Genomic DNA, 15781 nt, shown 5'->3' on the forward strand with positions numbered 1-15781 from the left:
TGCGATGCCGGCAAGCCTCAGCAATTCCCGGCGCGCCCGGATTCCAAAGCGGCCGCGTGGCATGCGGTTGGCAAGCGCCAGAAAGAAGGATTCTCGCAAGGTCCGTTGCTCCCGAGCTGGATTGGGTCCGCGACTCCTGCCGCAGGCAAGCAGCCGCGCGCTGCGTACTTGACGAGGCTAGCGCCATCGGGACGCGATGCGCGGATCTGACTCCGCCAAATCGGACCCAATTTCATCTTCGGGGCGACGCGAAATCGGGTGAGGGCGTTGCAGTTCCGGCGGGAGGCTGCAATCCAGTGTCCTGTCGATTCAGCAAGGAGAAGCGGTGCATGGATGGCCAGTCGCGCTCCACCAGACGTTCCTGCTGGTACTGCCTGGGGCAATGCCTGCTGGCGATGATTCTTCTGCTTCTGATCCTTGCGCGCTTCGGCAATGCGCATCCTGCGCTCGACCTCATCAACCTTCTTGCCGCACCGCTCGGAGGGATCAGTCTGCTTCTCGTCGCGGTCCTCGCCATGTGGGCCCGATCGTGGACGGGGCGTGGCGCACTGGCTTTCTGCTGCCTGCCGGCGCTTGGCCTGTTCTGGCCGGACCTGACCCGATCCCCGGCCTGTTCGCCCTCCGGCGCGCGTCTGCGGATCGCCTGGATGAACACCCACAAGCCGAAGGAGCCGGATCGCATCGCCGCCTGGCTCGACGCTGAATCGCCGCAGGTCGTCGGTGTGGCCGAATTGCCCAGGTACCTGCCGCTGCACGGCATGCTCGAAAAGCGCTATCCCCACTGGCAATCGTGTCTCGACAACGGCCGATGCTCGACGGCGCTGTTCTCCAGCATCGAACCTGCCGCGATGGAGGCGCTGACCCACGGCGATCCTTTCAACCGGAAGTCGTTGCCGGCCGCAAGAATGGACCTCCCGTTCAAAGGACTTTCTGATCATGCCGGGCGCGCGGGGGATCTGCAGGTCTTTGCGGTCCACCTGTCACGCCCCTTGCCGTTGGGGCGACAGGCTCATGAACTGCAGCAACTCGGCAAGGCGCTGACCGTACCGGCATCGTCGGTGATCATCGGTGATTTCAACCTTTCGCCAAGAATGCGGCTCCTGGCCGATTACGCCGCACGCAACGGCATGAGCCTGACGCGTACCGATCGGCCCACGTGGCCGCTTACTTACGAAGGACACCGTTATCCCGGGTTCTGGCAAATCGATCACTTGCTGGTGGGTCGTGACTGGAAGGTCGAAGCCATCCGGACCAGCCCCGATCTGGGTTCGGATCACAGGGGTTTCGTTGCCGACCTGTGCCAAGTGAATTAAGCGCGCGCACGGCTCAAGGTGAGGGTTTCTTCAATCCGTCCGCCCCATCGTCCCAGAGGAAGGTTTCATCGTTCTCGATCAGGACGGGGACTTGCGGAACATGACTGTTGCTCAGGATGCGGTCGAACGGATCGAGGATCGGGCGCAAGGGCAGCCCAGCCGGGATGAACGGTTGCGGCGCGCTCTCGTCCGCCACGTCATTTTCAAGATGCGTTGAGCTGATATCGAACATCTCCGGGCCGAGAATTCCGGCATCGCGCAGGACCGCGACCTTGCGGATGAACAGTTCGGCGCGCGTCTCGGCCGCGCTCGTGCGGGCAGTGAGCAGGTCGTTGGTTACCTCCAGAACTTCGCGCAGGGTTCGTATGCCGGCGGTTTCCTGACGCTTCACCCCGGCGACGGCGCTCTCTGCCGCGCGAACGGCCGCGTCGAAGCGCGGGAGTGCCTCGGCTGCGGCGCGATAGAGGTTCCAGTCGGTCGCCAGCGTTTCGCGCACGTCGCGGCGGGTCTGTTCGGCGAACTGGCTGTCGGCAAGGTTGCGCTGCTCCGCTTCCCGCAGGGCCGCGGTTAGCTGTCCGCCCGAATGAAGCGGCATCGCCAGACTGACACCGGCCACTACCCGTTCAACCCGCCGGGTGTTCTGGTAAGGGGTTAACGGCGCGCGTTCGGCCGAAGCGAAGGCGCTGAATTGCGGGCCCATCGCCGCGCGGGCCGAGGCGACCGCGGCCCGTGATCTGAGCGCCGTATAGCGGGCCGCCCGGACCTGTGGATTGCTCGCGTCCGCCTGTGCATAGAGGTCAGAGAGCGGCGGAACGGGCGGAATGTCGGGAAGCGCGGCCAGATCGTCGGGATAAGCGCCGACGATATTGCGATAGCGCGCTGCGCTCGTTTCCACGGCAGCGCGGGCCCGGATCACCCGTCCGGCAGCGATCTCCAGCCGGTTGGTAGTCTGATCGAGATCGGATCTTGTCGAATCGCGCAGCCTGAACCGGGCGGCTGTGGCGTCGCGTTGTTGCGCAAGCAGGGCGTGGATGTCCCGGGCGACGCGATAGAGGGCGATGTCCCGCTGCAGCGAGGCGTAGGCATTCACGACATCGAGCGTCAGTTGCTGGCTGGCGGCGCGTAGGTTTTCCTGCGCGATCATCCGGTTCGCGCGCGCTGAATCCAGGCCAGCGGCAAGGCGCCCCGATGTGAACAGCGGTTGCGAAAGCGAAAGGGAGGCGGTGGTGCCCAAGCCCTGATCGTCAAAAGCGAGATCGTCCAGCGTCGTGCGATCGAAAGTATATTCATGACGGACCGAAACCGAGAGGCTGGGACCATAGGCACCCTTGGCCCTGATGACTGCGGCATCGGCGGCCCGGGCCAGAAATTTGGTTCCTTTCAGTTGCGGATTGTTTTCATGCGCCCTGGCAATGGCCTGTTCCAGCGTGTCCGCCTTCGCCTTGAGGGCGGACAGGGCCGCGAACAGGCCAATCGACAGATGCAAGAATGCCCTGCACTTCACGCATGGTTCCTCATGGGATGGTTTGAAAGGCATCGCACCGGGCGCGGGGGAACCGTGCGGAGCGGGCTGTCCGGATTCCGGTTGCTCGCTCCGCCGCCTCCCTCCGGCAAAGGCGCGATTGCTGCACTGATCCTAGGAGATACGAGGCAGATGGGAACCGCGACTGCATCCGGTTTGGTTCGGGAACGGACCTACTTCTGATCGCCAGAACCATGCCCGGCGATATGTAATGCGGCCCTCGCCATGGAAGTGACTGCATGATCCTCGCGCCCCGGTTGAATACGGAACTGAAGCAGGCGCTTGTGCCGCTCAGGCGCGTGCTCTTGCCGGTCCTGGCAATCAGCAGCGTTTACAACGTGCTGCTGCTGTCCGGATCGTTCTTCATGTTGCTCGTCTATGACGATGTCCTGCCCAGCCGCAGCGGTCCCTCGCTCGTCAGCCTGCTGCTGATGGTGGCGCTTGCCTATGCCTTCCAGGCGTTACTCGACGTGGTGCGGGGGCGGGTGATGGTGCAGGTCGGCTCGCTGTTCATGCGCGGGATTAGCGACCGGGTGCTCGATGTCCTGTCACGCCATGAACTGACGCGCGGCGCGATGCCCAATGGAACGCAAATCGTGCGCGACGCCGATACCGTCAGGGCCTGTCTGTCGGGGCCGGGGCCGTTGGCCTGCGTCGACCTGCCGTGGATCGCGGTTTATCTGCTCATTCTCGCCATATTCCACTGGAGCATCGGTCTGCTCGCCCTGTTCGGTGTGGCGGTGCTGGTGACGCTGATGCTCGTCAACAACCGGATGACCGAACCGCTGGCGCTGGCGACCATGCGTTCGGGAGCAAGGCGGGTCGGTCTGGCAGAATCCACGTTGCGCAACGCCGAAACGCTCAAGGCGCTCGGCATGAAAAGCGCGCGGCAAAGCGAATGGCACAGTGTCGAGGCCGAATTCCTTCGCGCCAATGATCGGTTCTCGGCGATCTCCAGCACCCTGTCGGGATCGACCAAGGCCTTTCGCATGCTGCTCCAGTCGGCGACGCTGGCTCTGGGCGCGTTTCTGGTGATCGACGGGCGTGCGACCGGTGGGATCATTATTGCCGGGTCGATCCTGTCCGCCCGCGCGCTTGCTCCCGTCGAACAGGTCATCGCCAACTGGAAGGGGATGGTTTCGGCCCGGCAGGCGCTGGATCGCCTGCGCAACCTGTTCGAAGCTGTACCGTTTCGCGTTGCGCCCATGGGACTGGAAGGCCCCCGGCGCGATCTCGTAGTGCAGGGGCTCGCTGCCGGACCTCCGGGGACGCAGAAAGTCGCGGTCCTCGATCTGAGCTTCCGGTTGAGCGCGGGCGATGCACTGGCGGTAGTAGGCAGAAGCGGGTCCGGGAAAACGACACTTGCGCGCGTGCTTTGCGGCGTCTGGAAGCCCCTTCGCGGTGCGATTCGGCTGGATGGCGCGACTCTGGACCAGTGGTCGCCGGACGAGATCGCGCGGATTCTCGGCTACGTGCCGCAGTCGATCGAACTGTTCGAGGGAACGATCGGCCAGAACATCGCCCGGTTCCAGCCCGAAGCCGATCGCGAGGCGATACTGGCCGCGGCAAATGCGGCGGACTGCCACGATCTAATCGTGCGTTTGGAAGGAGGCTACGATCACGTCATCGGGGCGCATGGCAGCGGTCTGTCTGCCGGGCAGCAACAGCGCATCGCACTCGCGCGGGCGCTGTTTGCAGATCCTTTCCTGCTGGTACTCGACGAACCCAACAGCAATCTCGATCACGATGGTGAGCGGGCCTTGGGTCTGGCGATCAGGCAGGCCCGTCAGCGCGGGGCGATCGTCGTCGTCATTGCCCATCGCCCCAGCGTGATCGCCCATGCCAGTCACATCATGGCGATGAACAACGGCAGGATCGAAAGGTTCGAAACAAGGCAAGAATTCGAGGCGCGCATCGCATCGCCGGCGGGGTCAGACAGCAGTTTGCGATCCCGTCCCGGTGAAAACGGAAGTGAGGCCCCCCCGGGCGATCCCTCGAAATCCGTCGAATCTGCTGCCAGGCCAGTGGAGGTGAGTGAGTGAGCGCCTTGGTCCAAGCCACAATGCTGGCGCCCCCCATCCATGCAGCACTGGCGGGGCGTGAATTCTCCGCCGGGGTGGAACGCGGCCTCTCGGCCCTTCTGCGGCTTGGGTTGGGCGCCGTGGCTGTTCTGGTTCTGGGGTTCGGTGTGCTTATCGCATTTCTGCCAATGGCTGGCGCAGTCATCGCGCCCGGCGAAGTGAGCGTCGAAACGCATGTGAAGGAGATTTCGCATCCCTTCGGCGGCGTCGCGAAGGCGATATTGGTCGAGGACGGCGATCACGTTCACAAGGGGCAGGCGCTGATCCGCCTTGATGCACGCGTCGCCGGTGCCGCAGCCCAGTACATCGGGCTCGATCTCGATCAGTTGCTTGCAAAGGAAGCGAGGCTGCGGGCCCTGCGAAACAATGCCGCGAATATTGCATTCCCTGACGAATTACGAAGTCGGTCAGAGAAGCCGCAAGTGGCGACCATTCTGGCAGACGAGCGCAGGTCGTTCGAACTCGAACGGGCGGCGCGCGGCGATCAACGGCTGCAATTGGCCCGGCGCATCGCGCAAGCCCAGGCGGAAGTTGCGGCGCAAAGCAGCCGCGCCGCGGCTTATGCCCGGCAATCGGACCTTGTTCATGAGGAACTGTCGCAGACACGCCAACTCTACGCAGAACGGCTGACGACGCTGGACCGGCTCAATGCGCTTGAACGCGCCGCGGTTGGTGTGGAGGCGGATAATGCCGCAGCGCGATCGGGCATGGCCGAGGCGCGGGCGCGGATCGCCGAACTGCGCGCGCAGATGGCCTCGATCGAGAGCGTGGCCCGCAGTCAGGCGGCGCTCGAACTGGCACAGGTGGGCAGTGCCATCGCCCAAGTGCGCAAGGAGCAGGTAGCGGCAAGCGATCAGAACGATCGCTCGGTCATTCGCGCCCCGCAGACCGGGATTGTCGACAAGCTGGCTGTGCGGACGTTGGGCAGTGTTGTACCTGCAGGTCAAACTTTGCTGGAAATCGTTCCGGAGCAGGACCGCCTCGTCGTGAAGGCCCGCATTCGCCCCACGGATATCGACCAGGTGGCGCAGGATCGGGTGGCGCACCTGCGTTTTACCGCCTTGAGCATGCGCACGACGCCCGAACTTGAAGGCAAGGTCGTTCAACTCGCCGCTGACAGGACAATCGACCGCGCGACGAATACGGCATTCTATCCTGCGACGATAGCGATTCCGGCAGCGGAGCTGCGCAAGTTGGGCAAGACGCGTCTGGCCGTGGGAATGCCTGTCGAAGTCTTCGTCCAGACGGGCGAGCGCACGATGTTGCACTACATCTTGCGCCCCTTGGGCGATCAACTGAGACGTGCTCTGCGTGAATGAACCCAATTCAGGCTGATGGCGTCTTTCATGCCTGGCGATGTGTCTTCCGGAATGGATCTATAATTGCGGGATAGGGACGAGATCGGATGAACCTGGATATTCCCGCCCCTGTAATGAGGGCTTATTCGTATACGTATCAGTTCGGGGTTGCACGCGTCTTTTTCGTATTCGGAGAGAGCCAGTCCAATTCTGACGACGCGCCCGGTGTCCCAAATTCTTGCTGCCAGGAGCCTGCTGCTTGAATCTCCCCGCCATCTATGAACCGGAAACGGGACTGCCGTCACTCATGCCGGGCGGTGCCGGGCACTTTCGTAGCAGGGATGAGCAGATTTCCGTGCGTTATCTGCTCTCGTTGCTGCGGCGCCGGCAGCCGGTCATGGTCATGACGCTGATCCTGTGCCTTGGGCTGGCGGTGGTCTGGACTTCCGCTTTGCCGCGCATTTTCCGCAGCTGGGCCGATGTGGTGATGATCACCGGGTCGACAGACGTCGTGCCGAACGAAGATGCGCAGACCCGCGATGCACCGACCCGGGCCGAAGAAGTCGAGACGCAGATCCAACTCATCCGATCGCGGGAGATGGCCGGGCAGGTGCTCGACGCAACGGGACTTCTACATGACCGGCTGTTCCGCCGCGACGTGGAGATGCCCCGCACCGCGCTCGACAACATCCTGGCGTCCGTCGGCTTCGGCGCCATCAGGCAGTCGGACAGGGCCACTGGGGACGAAGTGCAGTTTCGCCAACGCGCGGTCAATTACCTGAGCAAGCGTCTCGATGTGACCAGGGTGGGCAATTCGTTCAACCTGCGCATTGCCTTCGAAGATGCCGAAGCGTCACGCGCAGCCGCGATCGCCAATGGCTATGCGCGCCTTTTCACGACTGACGATGCCCGTGAACGGGCGCAGACCAACGCCACGGCCGCACGTGTGCTGAAATCGAAGGTCGATGCCCTGCGCGTGCAGGCAAACCATGATTTTGCCGACGTGCAGGCGTATCGCAACCGCCATCAACTGCTCAGTTCGCAGGCCACGGGCCTGACCGAGCAGGAACTGTCGACCTATAACCAGCAGATCGTCAACGCAGAGGCGGAAGCGGCACAGGATGCCGAAGCGCTCGCCAGCGCGCGGGCTCAGTTGCGCAGTGGCGGCCCTGAAGGTGTGGGGTTCGGTGCAGGGTCTCCTGTGGTCGCGACCTTGCGGTCGCAACGCGCGCAACTGGTGATCCGCGAACGCGATCTTTCGCAGCGCTATTTTGACAACAATCCCGACCTTGTGACCGTGCGACAGCAGATCGCCGATCTCGACCGGCAGATTTCCGGGGAAGTCTCGCGGACCCTGCGCGGGCTGGAAACCAAGGCCATGGCCTCGGCGCAGCGGCTGGCCTCGTTGCGCCGCAGCCGAGGCGGCACGCAATCGCAATTACAGACGGGCAACAGCGCGCTGGTTGAACTGGCCGATCTGGAAAAGAAGGCGGACGCGTCCAAGACGCTCTACGAATCCTACCTGCGCCGTTACAATGCGGTGGTGGCAGGAAGCGGGTCGGAGCAGCCCTCTGCGCGACTGATATCCGCGGCCAATGTTCCGGTCCTTCCGGTTTCGCCCAACCTGTTACTGAATCTGGCGCTGGCGCTCGTGGTAGGTGTGCTTTCTGGCGCGATGTTGGCGATACTTTCGGAACTTTCTTACGGCGGGCTGACCACCCTGGGCGATGTGGAGACGCGCATCGGACTGCCGGGTTGGGGCTTCGTTCCGGCCATCCGTTCGATCGAACCCCACGCGAATACGCCGATGGATACCCTGCGCGAATACCCGGAAGGTCCTTTCTCCGAAGCGCTACGCAACATCATCGTTTCGGTGCGCCATTCGGTATCGGGATCGGGCAAGGTCCTGGCGATCACCTCTGCCATTCCCGGCGAGGGAAAATCGACGCTAGCCGCCTGCATCGGCCGGGCCCTGGCGATGGCCAACGAAAGAGTGGTGGTGATCGATTGCGACGTCATCCGCTCGCAGCTCAGCAAGCGCTTCTGCGCGCCTGAGGGAGAGCCCGGCCTGTATGAAGCGCTTCATGACGAAAGCCTGGATATCGCCCAATACGAGGATGCTTGTTCTCCCTTGCGGATCGTTCCGATCACCCGCGCTTTCCCGCAGGGCGAACGTCTGACGGAGCGGGGCAGGCTCGACAGGGTGGTTGCCCGCCTGCGGGAAGAGTTCGACGTGGTGATCCTGGATTGTCCCCCGATCCTGCCGATTGCGGAAACGCGTGCGATCGTCGCCCAGGCCGATAGCGTGCTGCTGGTCGTGCGATGGCGCATGACCGTCGATCGGATCGTCAAGGCGGCGATCCGGCAATTGCCCGGGCGCACCCTCAAGCAATGCGGCGTGGTGTTGAACCAGGTCGACATGAAGAAGCAGGTGCGCTTCGGTGGAGAGGATGTCGCCAGCTTCTACGCGCATTATAAGGGATACTACCGATGATGAGGGAAGGGGCGCTTACGCGACCGCTTCGCGTGGCCATTGTGCATTATTGGCTTGTCGGAATGCGCGGCGGGGAGCGCGTGATCGAGCATCTGCTGGACCTCTTTCCCGATGCGGACCTGTTCACCCATGTCTACGACCCGCAGAAGGTTTCTGCCCGGATCCGCAAGGCCCAAGTCAGGCAGAGCTTCATAGGCCGCCTGCCGGGCGCACGGCGGCACTATCAGAAGTACCTGCCGCTCATGCCCCTCGCTCTCGAGGAACTGGACCTGCGCGGTTACGATCTTGTCATCAGCAGCGAGTCCGGGCCTGCGAAGGGCGTGATCACCGGGCCCGATACCCTGCACCTCTGCTACTGTCATTCGCCGATGCGCTATCTCTGGGATCATTACCAGGACTACCGGGAAAGCGCGGGCTGGCTCAGCCGCCGGATCATGCCCCTTGCCTTCCACCGCCTTCGTCAGTGGGATGTCACTTCGGCAAGCAGGGTCGATGGTTTCATCGCGAATTCCGGCTTCATCGCAAGGCGCATCGCCAAGGTCTGGGGGCGCGAGGCACGCGTGGTGCATCCGCCGGTTGCCGTGGATGCTTTCGCGCCATCCACTCAAGTGAGCGACCGGTATCTTTGGGTGAGCCAGATGACCCCCTACAAACGCGCGGACGTGGCGCTCGAGGCATTCAATCGGCTGGGTGTGCCCGCACTCATGGTCGGCGATGGCGAAATGTTCCACAGGATTGTCGCAAGCGCAGGGCCGAGCGTGGAGGTCCGCAAGCGGCTTTCCTTTCCCGAATTACAGCACGCCTATGCCACGTGCCGCGCGCTTGTATTCACGCCGGAGGAAGACTTCGGCATCGTTCCGGTTGAGGCCAATGCCAGCGGCCGCCCGGTCATAGCTTTCGGTCGGGGCGGTGTAACGGATTCCATCGTCGAGGGGCGGACGGGGATCTTTTTCGACCGTCAAACGCCCATGGACCTCGTCAATGCGATCCGTCGCTTCGAGAAATGGCAACCGCAGTTTCAGCCCGAAGAGGCCGTCCGCAATGCGGCTCGGTTTGGCCCGGATGCCTTCGCCCGTGGCATCCTCGATGCGCTCGACCATTTCCGGCGCGTGGGCCGTCACGACCCGATCGGTGCTTTGACTGGGCTTTCACAAGGGATGGGAAATCATGGCAATTCGCTTGATGATAGTCGCACTTTTCATGCTGATCGCGGGCTGTACGACGGTCGCGACGCGTTCGTTGCCCAATGTCGATAGTCTCGCATATCAGCTTTCTCCCGGTGACAGGCTGCGTCTCGATGTTTTCCGGGAAGACGCCTTGAGCGGAGAATACGCGATCGATGATGCGGGCTTCATTACCTTGCCGCTGGCCGGCGATGTGCAAGCCGCAGGCAAGACGCTCGCGCGATTGCGACAGGACCTGCAAACCCTGCTCAGCCGCGAATATGTTCGGGATGCACGCATCGCCATCGATGTTGTGGGATATCGGCCGATCTACATCCTTGGCGAAGTGGAGAAACCGGGCGAATATCCTTACGCAGAAGGGATGTCTGTCCATGGGCTTGTCGCGAAAGCCGGTGGGTTCACGTATCGTGCGAACGAGCATGTTGTGTACATTCGTCATGGTCGCGAAACCGAGGAAACAGCCTACCGTTTGACGAGTGGCGCCGCCGTTTTGCCCGGTGACACGGTTCGGGTCGGCCAGCGCTATTTCTGATCGGAACTTCGTGAAACCTTCCAAGGTCGCAGCCTTGCCTGAAAGGGTGGTCGTTCTGCACGATTTCAGTGAGGCTCTGGGCGGTGCCTCCTACCTGGTACAGGTCTTGATCGGCGAACTGCGCCGACGTGGCATAGCGACGACATTCATCGCAGGCGATAGCGGCGTGCGCTTCGATCGCAGCGATGTTGAGTTTCTGCCACTCCACGGCAAGGCCTTGCTCGAACGCTCGAAGCTGAGCGCGCTGACCTGCGGTTTGTACAACCGTCGTGCCTACGCGCAGACCCGTGACTGGATCGCGCGTAACGATACGCCGGGCACAGTCTACCATCTCCACGGCTGGTCCAAGATCCTGACCCCGGCGATATTTGCGGCCCTGCGGCACGTTTCGGATCGGTTGATCCTGCACGGCCATGATTACTTCAATGGGTGTCCCAACGGGGCTTTCTTCGATTACCCTCGTGAGCGGGACTGCACATTGACGCCGCTGGGCACGGCATGCCTGCAAAGCCGTTGCGACAAGGCTTCCCATGCGCAGAAGCTCTGGCGCGTGGGCAGGGAAGTCTTGCGGCGCGGCCTGCAACATGGCGGGACCAATGCAGCACGCCTGCTGATGATCCACCCGGGACAGGAAGCGCAGTTCCGGCTAAGCGGGTGGAGGGCCGACAGGCTTCGCGCAGTCCGCAATCCCGTTTCACCCCTTTCGACAGATCGCATTCCGGCCGAAGCCAACCGCGGCATCGTCTTCATTGGCAGGATTTCAGCGGAGAAAGGTGCAGACCTTGCTGCAAGAGCGGCGAAAAAGGCAGGCCTGCCGATCACTTTCGTGGGCGATGGCAGCGAAGTCGAAGTGGTGCGCAAGTGCAATCCGGCCGCGATCTTCGTGGGCAGGCAGGACCGGGCCGGCGTTGCGCGCGCCTTGTCATCGGCCCGCGTCGCGGTGATGCCTAGTCGCTGGTCCGAACCATTCGGGCTCGTCGCACTGGAAGCCGTCGCCTCAGGCGTTCCTGTCATCGTCAGCGACCGCGCCCTTGTTGCACAGGAAATCGCGCAGGCGGGCTTTGGCCTGGCCATCGATACGGCGGATCTGGATGCCTTCGCCGGCGCGCTGACAGCCCTGCATCGCAACGATCGTGTTGTCGAAGCGATATCGCGCGCCGGGCAGGCGGGTTTCAGATCCCTCTGCAATTCCGAGGAAACCTGGGCGGACGCAGTCGTCAGTCAATATCGTCAGGTTCTGACTGAAGCAGGCACTAATCAGTGCGCTTGATCCAAACGATGTCGACTGATCGATTTCGGTACGAAGCTACCCATAGGCATGAAGTGAGTGGGGAAGAGGCGATCCGTGCAGATTTTCCCGGCGCCTGGCATCGGTGATCGAAAGCGCGGTGACCAAACCGAACCCAAAAGCCGTCATCCCGCCGAAGTCGGCATCGCCGACCATCAAGGTCACGACAAAACTGGGAACGAAAGAGAAGCGGAAGCCCGAAATGAGCAATTGGCTTTCGATCGAGGCACCCGCGGTCGGCCGCAGAAGCGATTGCAGAACGAAGCCGTAATAGAGCGCGCCGCCGATCAGTCCCGCGCCGCTGAGAATGGCCACGAAACTGCTTGAAGCCCGGGTGCTGCCGATGCCCACTCCGAAACCGTGTGTGGCCAGAATACTGTCCCAGGCCACCGCGCGCCACATGCCGCGTTCGGCGAACGAGTTCGAAGCGGTTTTCTGCAGGACCATGCGATCCACCAGCTCGAATACCGGATTGAGGATTTCGGGCCGGATGATCAGGAGCAGCGACACGCCCACGATCAGTGAGAGGAGGACGCAGAGTTCGCCGCCCAAGCCCCGACGATAGATCGCGAACCTCTGGCCATCTGTATTGGCACGAAGCAGCCATTCCAACCCGGCGACCCCGCCCAGCAGGGCAACCCCTACATAAGTACCCGATGAAGTCGAAAGCCATGCGCACAGCGCGAGCAGGGAAAGAATGACCGGGACCCAGACCGTGCGGAGTGCGTCATCGAAAATCGCGCGACGGTAGAAGTAGAGGGTTGCCATAAGCGCCAGGCTAATTCCGCCATAAGCCGAGGCTTCCGGCATGAGACCGACGACACGCCGCGCGCCCAGAACTTCCACATCGGTGACGAGCGCATACGTCGCGGTGCGAAAGGGCGCGAGCAAGGGATCGAGAGGCAGGTAGCGACTGGCATGATCGACCAGACCGGTTGCCGCAGTCATCGCTCCTCCCAGACACAGGGCCTTGAGCGCATGCTGGCGCATGACCGCCGATTGCAGGACCACTGCAAAGGCGAACACGGAAAAGACAGCAATCGTGAGATAGGCGAATTGGGAGAGGTTCTGCAGGGTCGGTCGCAAGGGAGCGGTATCGCTCAATATGCCGCGGATCGGCACGATCATGACGGCGTTCTCGAACAGGCGCGGCATGAAGAACGTCGTGACGGCGGCGACAAGCCAGAACAGGAACAGCAGCTTCAGCTTGTGCGGCATCAAGGCGAGGGTCAGCATCGCAGCCGGGCCCTGCGGCTTGCAGAATGTGCGCAGGATGATGAGCAGGGTGACGAGCGGCGTGGGTATGAAAGTCAGCCCTCCGGTCAGGAACGTCGGGACCGCGGCGAAAGCGCCAAAGGGCAATGTGGCGAAGAACAGGTATATCAACACCGGCTTACGGCTGACGAGTCCCCAGAAAGCAAGGCTCCAGAATGCGGCGATGGGCAGCAGATTGATCACCGGTGCGTCGGCGCCACGTGGGGATCAATCAGGGCCTTAATCTGGGGGTGTTGTGCGTCCCACAAGTCCAGCTTCCGCCCGATCAGTGTTTCGAACGCGGCGCGGCGCGGTGTCAGATATTCCGAGAGATATTGCCGGGCCTCAGTCTCGTCGACTTCCGCCTTGTCGAAAGTGACGGTCGATGTCTCCCGCAGCCAGTCGATCCAGCCGCGTGGCAGGCGTGTGCGCAGGGCTGCCCACAGGGCGGAATCGCGAAGCTTGCCGACTGCGGTGAAGCGCTGTCGGCGACTGGTGGGCGGCGAGCGATGGCGGTCGCTGAGTTGCGCTTCGTGATAGTCGAATGGCGCAAGGCCGAGCCAGTCCAGCACGCCGGACAAAACTTCCCGCCGGTTCGAGCGCAATTCCTCTGCAACGACCACGTGGATCTGCTCGCGATCGAAGTATTCGAGATATTCGCGAAGTTGCAGCGCATAATCCGAAGTGTCGCGATAGAGGGGATCTTCACGCATGGCTTGGGCAACGGGGCGGAGCTCCTGAAATTCCTTGTAACGCTGCCAGTAATGACCGATCGCCCGCGTTACCGGCTCACGAACCGTGTAGATGATGCGCGCGTCGGGACAGGCCGCGGCAATGCGGCCTGCAACTCCGCTGCGATGCGGAGCCTGCGAATAATAGACGCTGCCTTCGCCGCGGTAGCGCGCTGCCTCGCCGCCCTTCCAGAGATCGAGATAGGCAGCTGGATCGTGGGAGCAGGGCTTGCGGGCCATGATCGGCCAAGCCTTTTCCAGTTCGCCCGGATCGACGAAGAAACATGGCTCCTTCTCACTGCTCATGCAGATATCCGGATGCGGTTTGAGGTAGGCGTGGAGTGCACTTGAGCCCGATTTGGAGGCGCCGATGACGAAGAGGTTGGGCGCGAGTGACCCCAGCGCCAATCCATGCGATCCCGCGTGGAAGGCGCCCGCGCGGTCAATGGCATGATCCGGCAGGGGCTCGGTAAGGAGAAGGGCGCTATCCTGGGGCAATTGCGCAATCCCGGTGCAGTTGTGGAGCAAGTCGGTACCCTAACCCGGCCAGCCATGCCCCGATATTCCAGACGCTTCGGGAATGACGCTATCGACTGCTATTCGCTCCATTCCGGTGCGGACCCGTGGCTTTCATCGGCGCGCTCTGCCGGAACCGGATGAAATCTGCGGGGCCTTACCGGGATGGGCGTCAGGTTTCAGTCAACTGCAGTTAACCGGGTCACGCAATCCGGAAGGCACGACTTAACCATGTCTGTAAGTGCGGTTGGAAGGGAATCCCGCCTAACGAACTATCTGAAAATTAACGTCTTGACGTTAGAAGGTTGCAAGGTCGCGCACAGGGGGATTGCCGCGGCTACAACGCGGGAGCTGGAAAATGGCCGCTTCAACACTTCGCAAGCCGATGCATCGGGGGGGCGCCGGCGCCACCTCCAAGGTTGCATCGGGAACGGCGCGAGAGAGCAATGAAGCGTCGCCCTGGCTTGTCGCGGCGGCCCCGGCCGATACCGATACGCAATCCGAAGGGCGCAAGCCCGCGCTCGGCCTTGCCATCGCCTTGACCTTTTCGGCATGTTTCTGGGTGGCTGTCGCCATCGCTTTACTCTGAAGGCACGGCGCGCGGAGTTTTTCTCGCGATACGTGCGAGCGCCGGATCGGGCGTAGGGTTTCCCGATCCGGCTTCACGTTGCCCGCCAGGCGGGCGCGCCCCTCAGACGACCAGGGTCGCCCCGGAAATGTCGCTGCCGGTCAGAAGCTCATCATAGAAAGTGATGGTTGTGCTGCCGTAAGTGAGGATCGTGTTGCTGCCGGCATAGGACAGGCTGTAGGTGCCACCGTCCGTGAGTTCGACATTGTCGTATCCCACTTCGAAATCGAATACCTTGTCGGTTCCGTCGTCACTGTCGAAAACGAACGTGTCGAGACCCATTTCGTTGTCGTTTCCGTCACCGGCATTGTCACCGTACAGTACGTCGTTACCGTCGCCACCGATGATGATGTCGTTCCCGTCGCCGCCGTAGATGCGGTCGTTCTGGGCGCCGCCGTCGAGGGTGTCGTCGCCCGCGCCGCCGAAGAGCTTGTCGTTCGAAGAATCGCCTTCGATGTAGTCGTTGCCTTCGTCGCCGTAGAGGCGGTCTGCATTGGCACCGCCATGAATTTCGTCGTCGCTCGCTCCGGCTTTCACGACATCGCGCGCGCCACCGGCGAAGATGACATCGGAATCCGCAGTGCCGGCGATATTGTCGCCGCCGTCTGTGCCAAGAACTTCTGCCATGGGAACATTCCTTTCCAATCGATCCGTCAGTTGATTTGCCCCGACTTCGAGGTGCCGGCGTCCCTTTTGTCTTTTCGGCGAGCCGGGCCGTCTTGCGACGATCCGTCACGAAACAAGGCGCGTTGTTGAACGCGCCCAACCCTCTTAAATTCGCGATATTTTGTCTGATTAGATGGCTCGGTATCGGAGGGGCCTCTTTAGGCGACCTCGCCCCGATCGCGAGACTTGAACTGCTTTTGGCGCGGGATTTCCGCCATGGAGGACGGGACGCCGCTTGCGCGCCCATAATCCAATTTAGCGTCCCGCTTTAGGA

General features: G+C 62.3%; 12 protein-coding genes. 8 read left to right on the forward strand and 4 right to left on the reverse strand.

Translation table 11 applies throughout. The features are described 5' to 3' along the window. Positions 1-329 precede the first annotated feature (329 nt). Positions 330-1313, forward strand: a complete 984-nt coding sequence (locus SPHV1_RS15125; RefSeq protein ID WP_197277734.1) for an endonuclease/exonuclease/phosphatase family protein — start codon at positions 330-332, stop codon at positions 1311-1313. A 13-nt stretch (positions 1314-1326) separates the two neighbouring features. Here SPHV1_RS15125 and SPHV1_RS15130 read toward each other — a convergent pair whose 3' ends face one another. Further along, positions 1327-2799 (reverse strand): TolC family protein, encoded by a 1473-nt coding sequence (locus SPHV1_RS15130; protein ID WP_231634693.1) that lies wholly within the window; start codon positions 2797-2799, stop codon positions 1327-1329. 275 nt (positions 2800-3074) lie between these two features. On the opposite strand from SPHV1_RS15130, the gene SPHV1_RS15135 reads away from it, so the two are divergent. From SPHV1_RS15135 to SPHV1_RS15160, 6 genes are all read left to right on the forward strand, one after another. Continuing rightward, entirely contained in the window at positions 3075-4877 is a 1803-nt protein-coding gene (locus SPHV1_RS15135; protein WP_054946868.1) for a type I secretion system permease/ATPase, read from the forward strand. Beyond that, positions 4874-6235, forward strand: coding sequence for an HlyD family type I secretion periplasmic adaptor subunit (locus SPHV1_RS15140; protein WP_082431025.1), 1362 nt, complete (start codon positions 4874-4876; stop codon positions 6233-6235). Before SPHV1_RS15135 ends, SPHV1_RS15140 begins: the two co-directional genes overlap by 4 nt. Before the next feature lie 238 nt (positions 6236-6473). Beyond that, complete coding sequence (locus tag SPHV1_RS15145) at positions 6474-8708, forward strand: AAA family ATPase (RefSeq protein ID WP_082431026.1); 2235 nt, start codon at positions 6474-6476, stop codon at positions 8706-8708. Further along, positions 8705-9964 (forward strand): glycosyltransferase, encoded by a 1260-nt coding sequence (locus SPHV1_RS15150; protein ID WP_054946869.1) that lies wholly within the window; start codon positions 8705-8707, stop codon positions 9962-9964. The genes SPHV1_RS15145 and SPHV1_RS15150 overlap by 4 nt, the downstream gene beginning before the upstream one ends. Then, the gene (locus SPHV1_RS15155; RefSeq protein WP_231634694.1) at positions 9909-10424 is read left to right on the forward strand and encodes a polysaccharide biosynthesis/export family protein; all 516 of its coding nucleotides are present in this window, start codon (positions 9909-9911) and stop codon (positions 10422-10424) included. The genes SPHV1_RS15150 and SPHV1_RS15155 overlap by 56 nt, the downstream gene beginning before the upstream one ends. A 10-nt stretch (positions 10425-10434) precedes the next feature. Continuing rightward, a complete protein-coding gene (locus SPHV1_RS15160; protein ID WP_054946870.1) occupies positions 10435-11694 on the forward strand; it encodes a glycosyltransferase family 4 protein in 1260 nt (419 codons plus the stop codon). 36 nt (positions 11695-11730) lie between these two features. Here SPHV1_RS15160 and SPHV1_RS15165 read toward each other — a convergent pair whose 3' ends face one another. After that, on the reverse strand, positions 11731-13170 hold the full coding sequence (locus SPHV1_RS15165) for a hypothetical protein (protein WP_054946871.1): 1440 nt from the start codon (positions 13168-13170) through the stop codon (positions 11731-11733). Then, entirely contained in the window at positions 13167-14225 is a 1059-nt protein-coding gene (locus SPHV1_RS15170; RefSeq protein WP_231634695.1) for a sulfotransferase, read from the reverse strand. Before SPHV1_RS15170 ends, SPHV1_RS15165 begins: the two co-directional genes overlap by 4 nt. Before the next feature lie 346 nt (positions 14226-14571). On the opposite strand from SPHV1_RS15170, the gene SPHV1_RS15175 reads away from it, so the two are divergent. Next, complete coding sequence (locus SPHV1_RS15175; protein WP_054946873.1) at positions 14572-14802, forward strand: hypothetical protein; 231 nt, start codon at positions 14572-14574, stop codon at positions 14800-14802. A gap of 102 nt (positions 14803-14904) precedes the next feature. Here SPHV1_RS15175 and SPHV1_RS15180 read toward each other — a convergent pair whose 3' ends face one another. Further along, on the reverse strand, positions 14905-15468 hold the full coding sequence (locus SPHV1_RS15180; protein ID WP_054946874.1) for a calcium-binding protein: 564 nt from the start codon (positions 15466-15468) through the stop codon (positions 14905-14907). Positions 15469-15781 lie beyond the last annotated feature (313 nt).

This window comes from Novosphingobium sp. KN65.2 (assembly GCF_001368935.1).
In the GTDB taxonomy this organism is placed as follows: domain Bacteria; phylum Pseudomonadota; class Alphaproteobacteria; order Sphingomonadales; family Sphingomonadaceae; genus Novosphingobium; species Novosphingobium mathurense.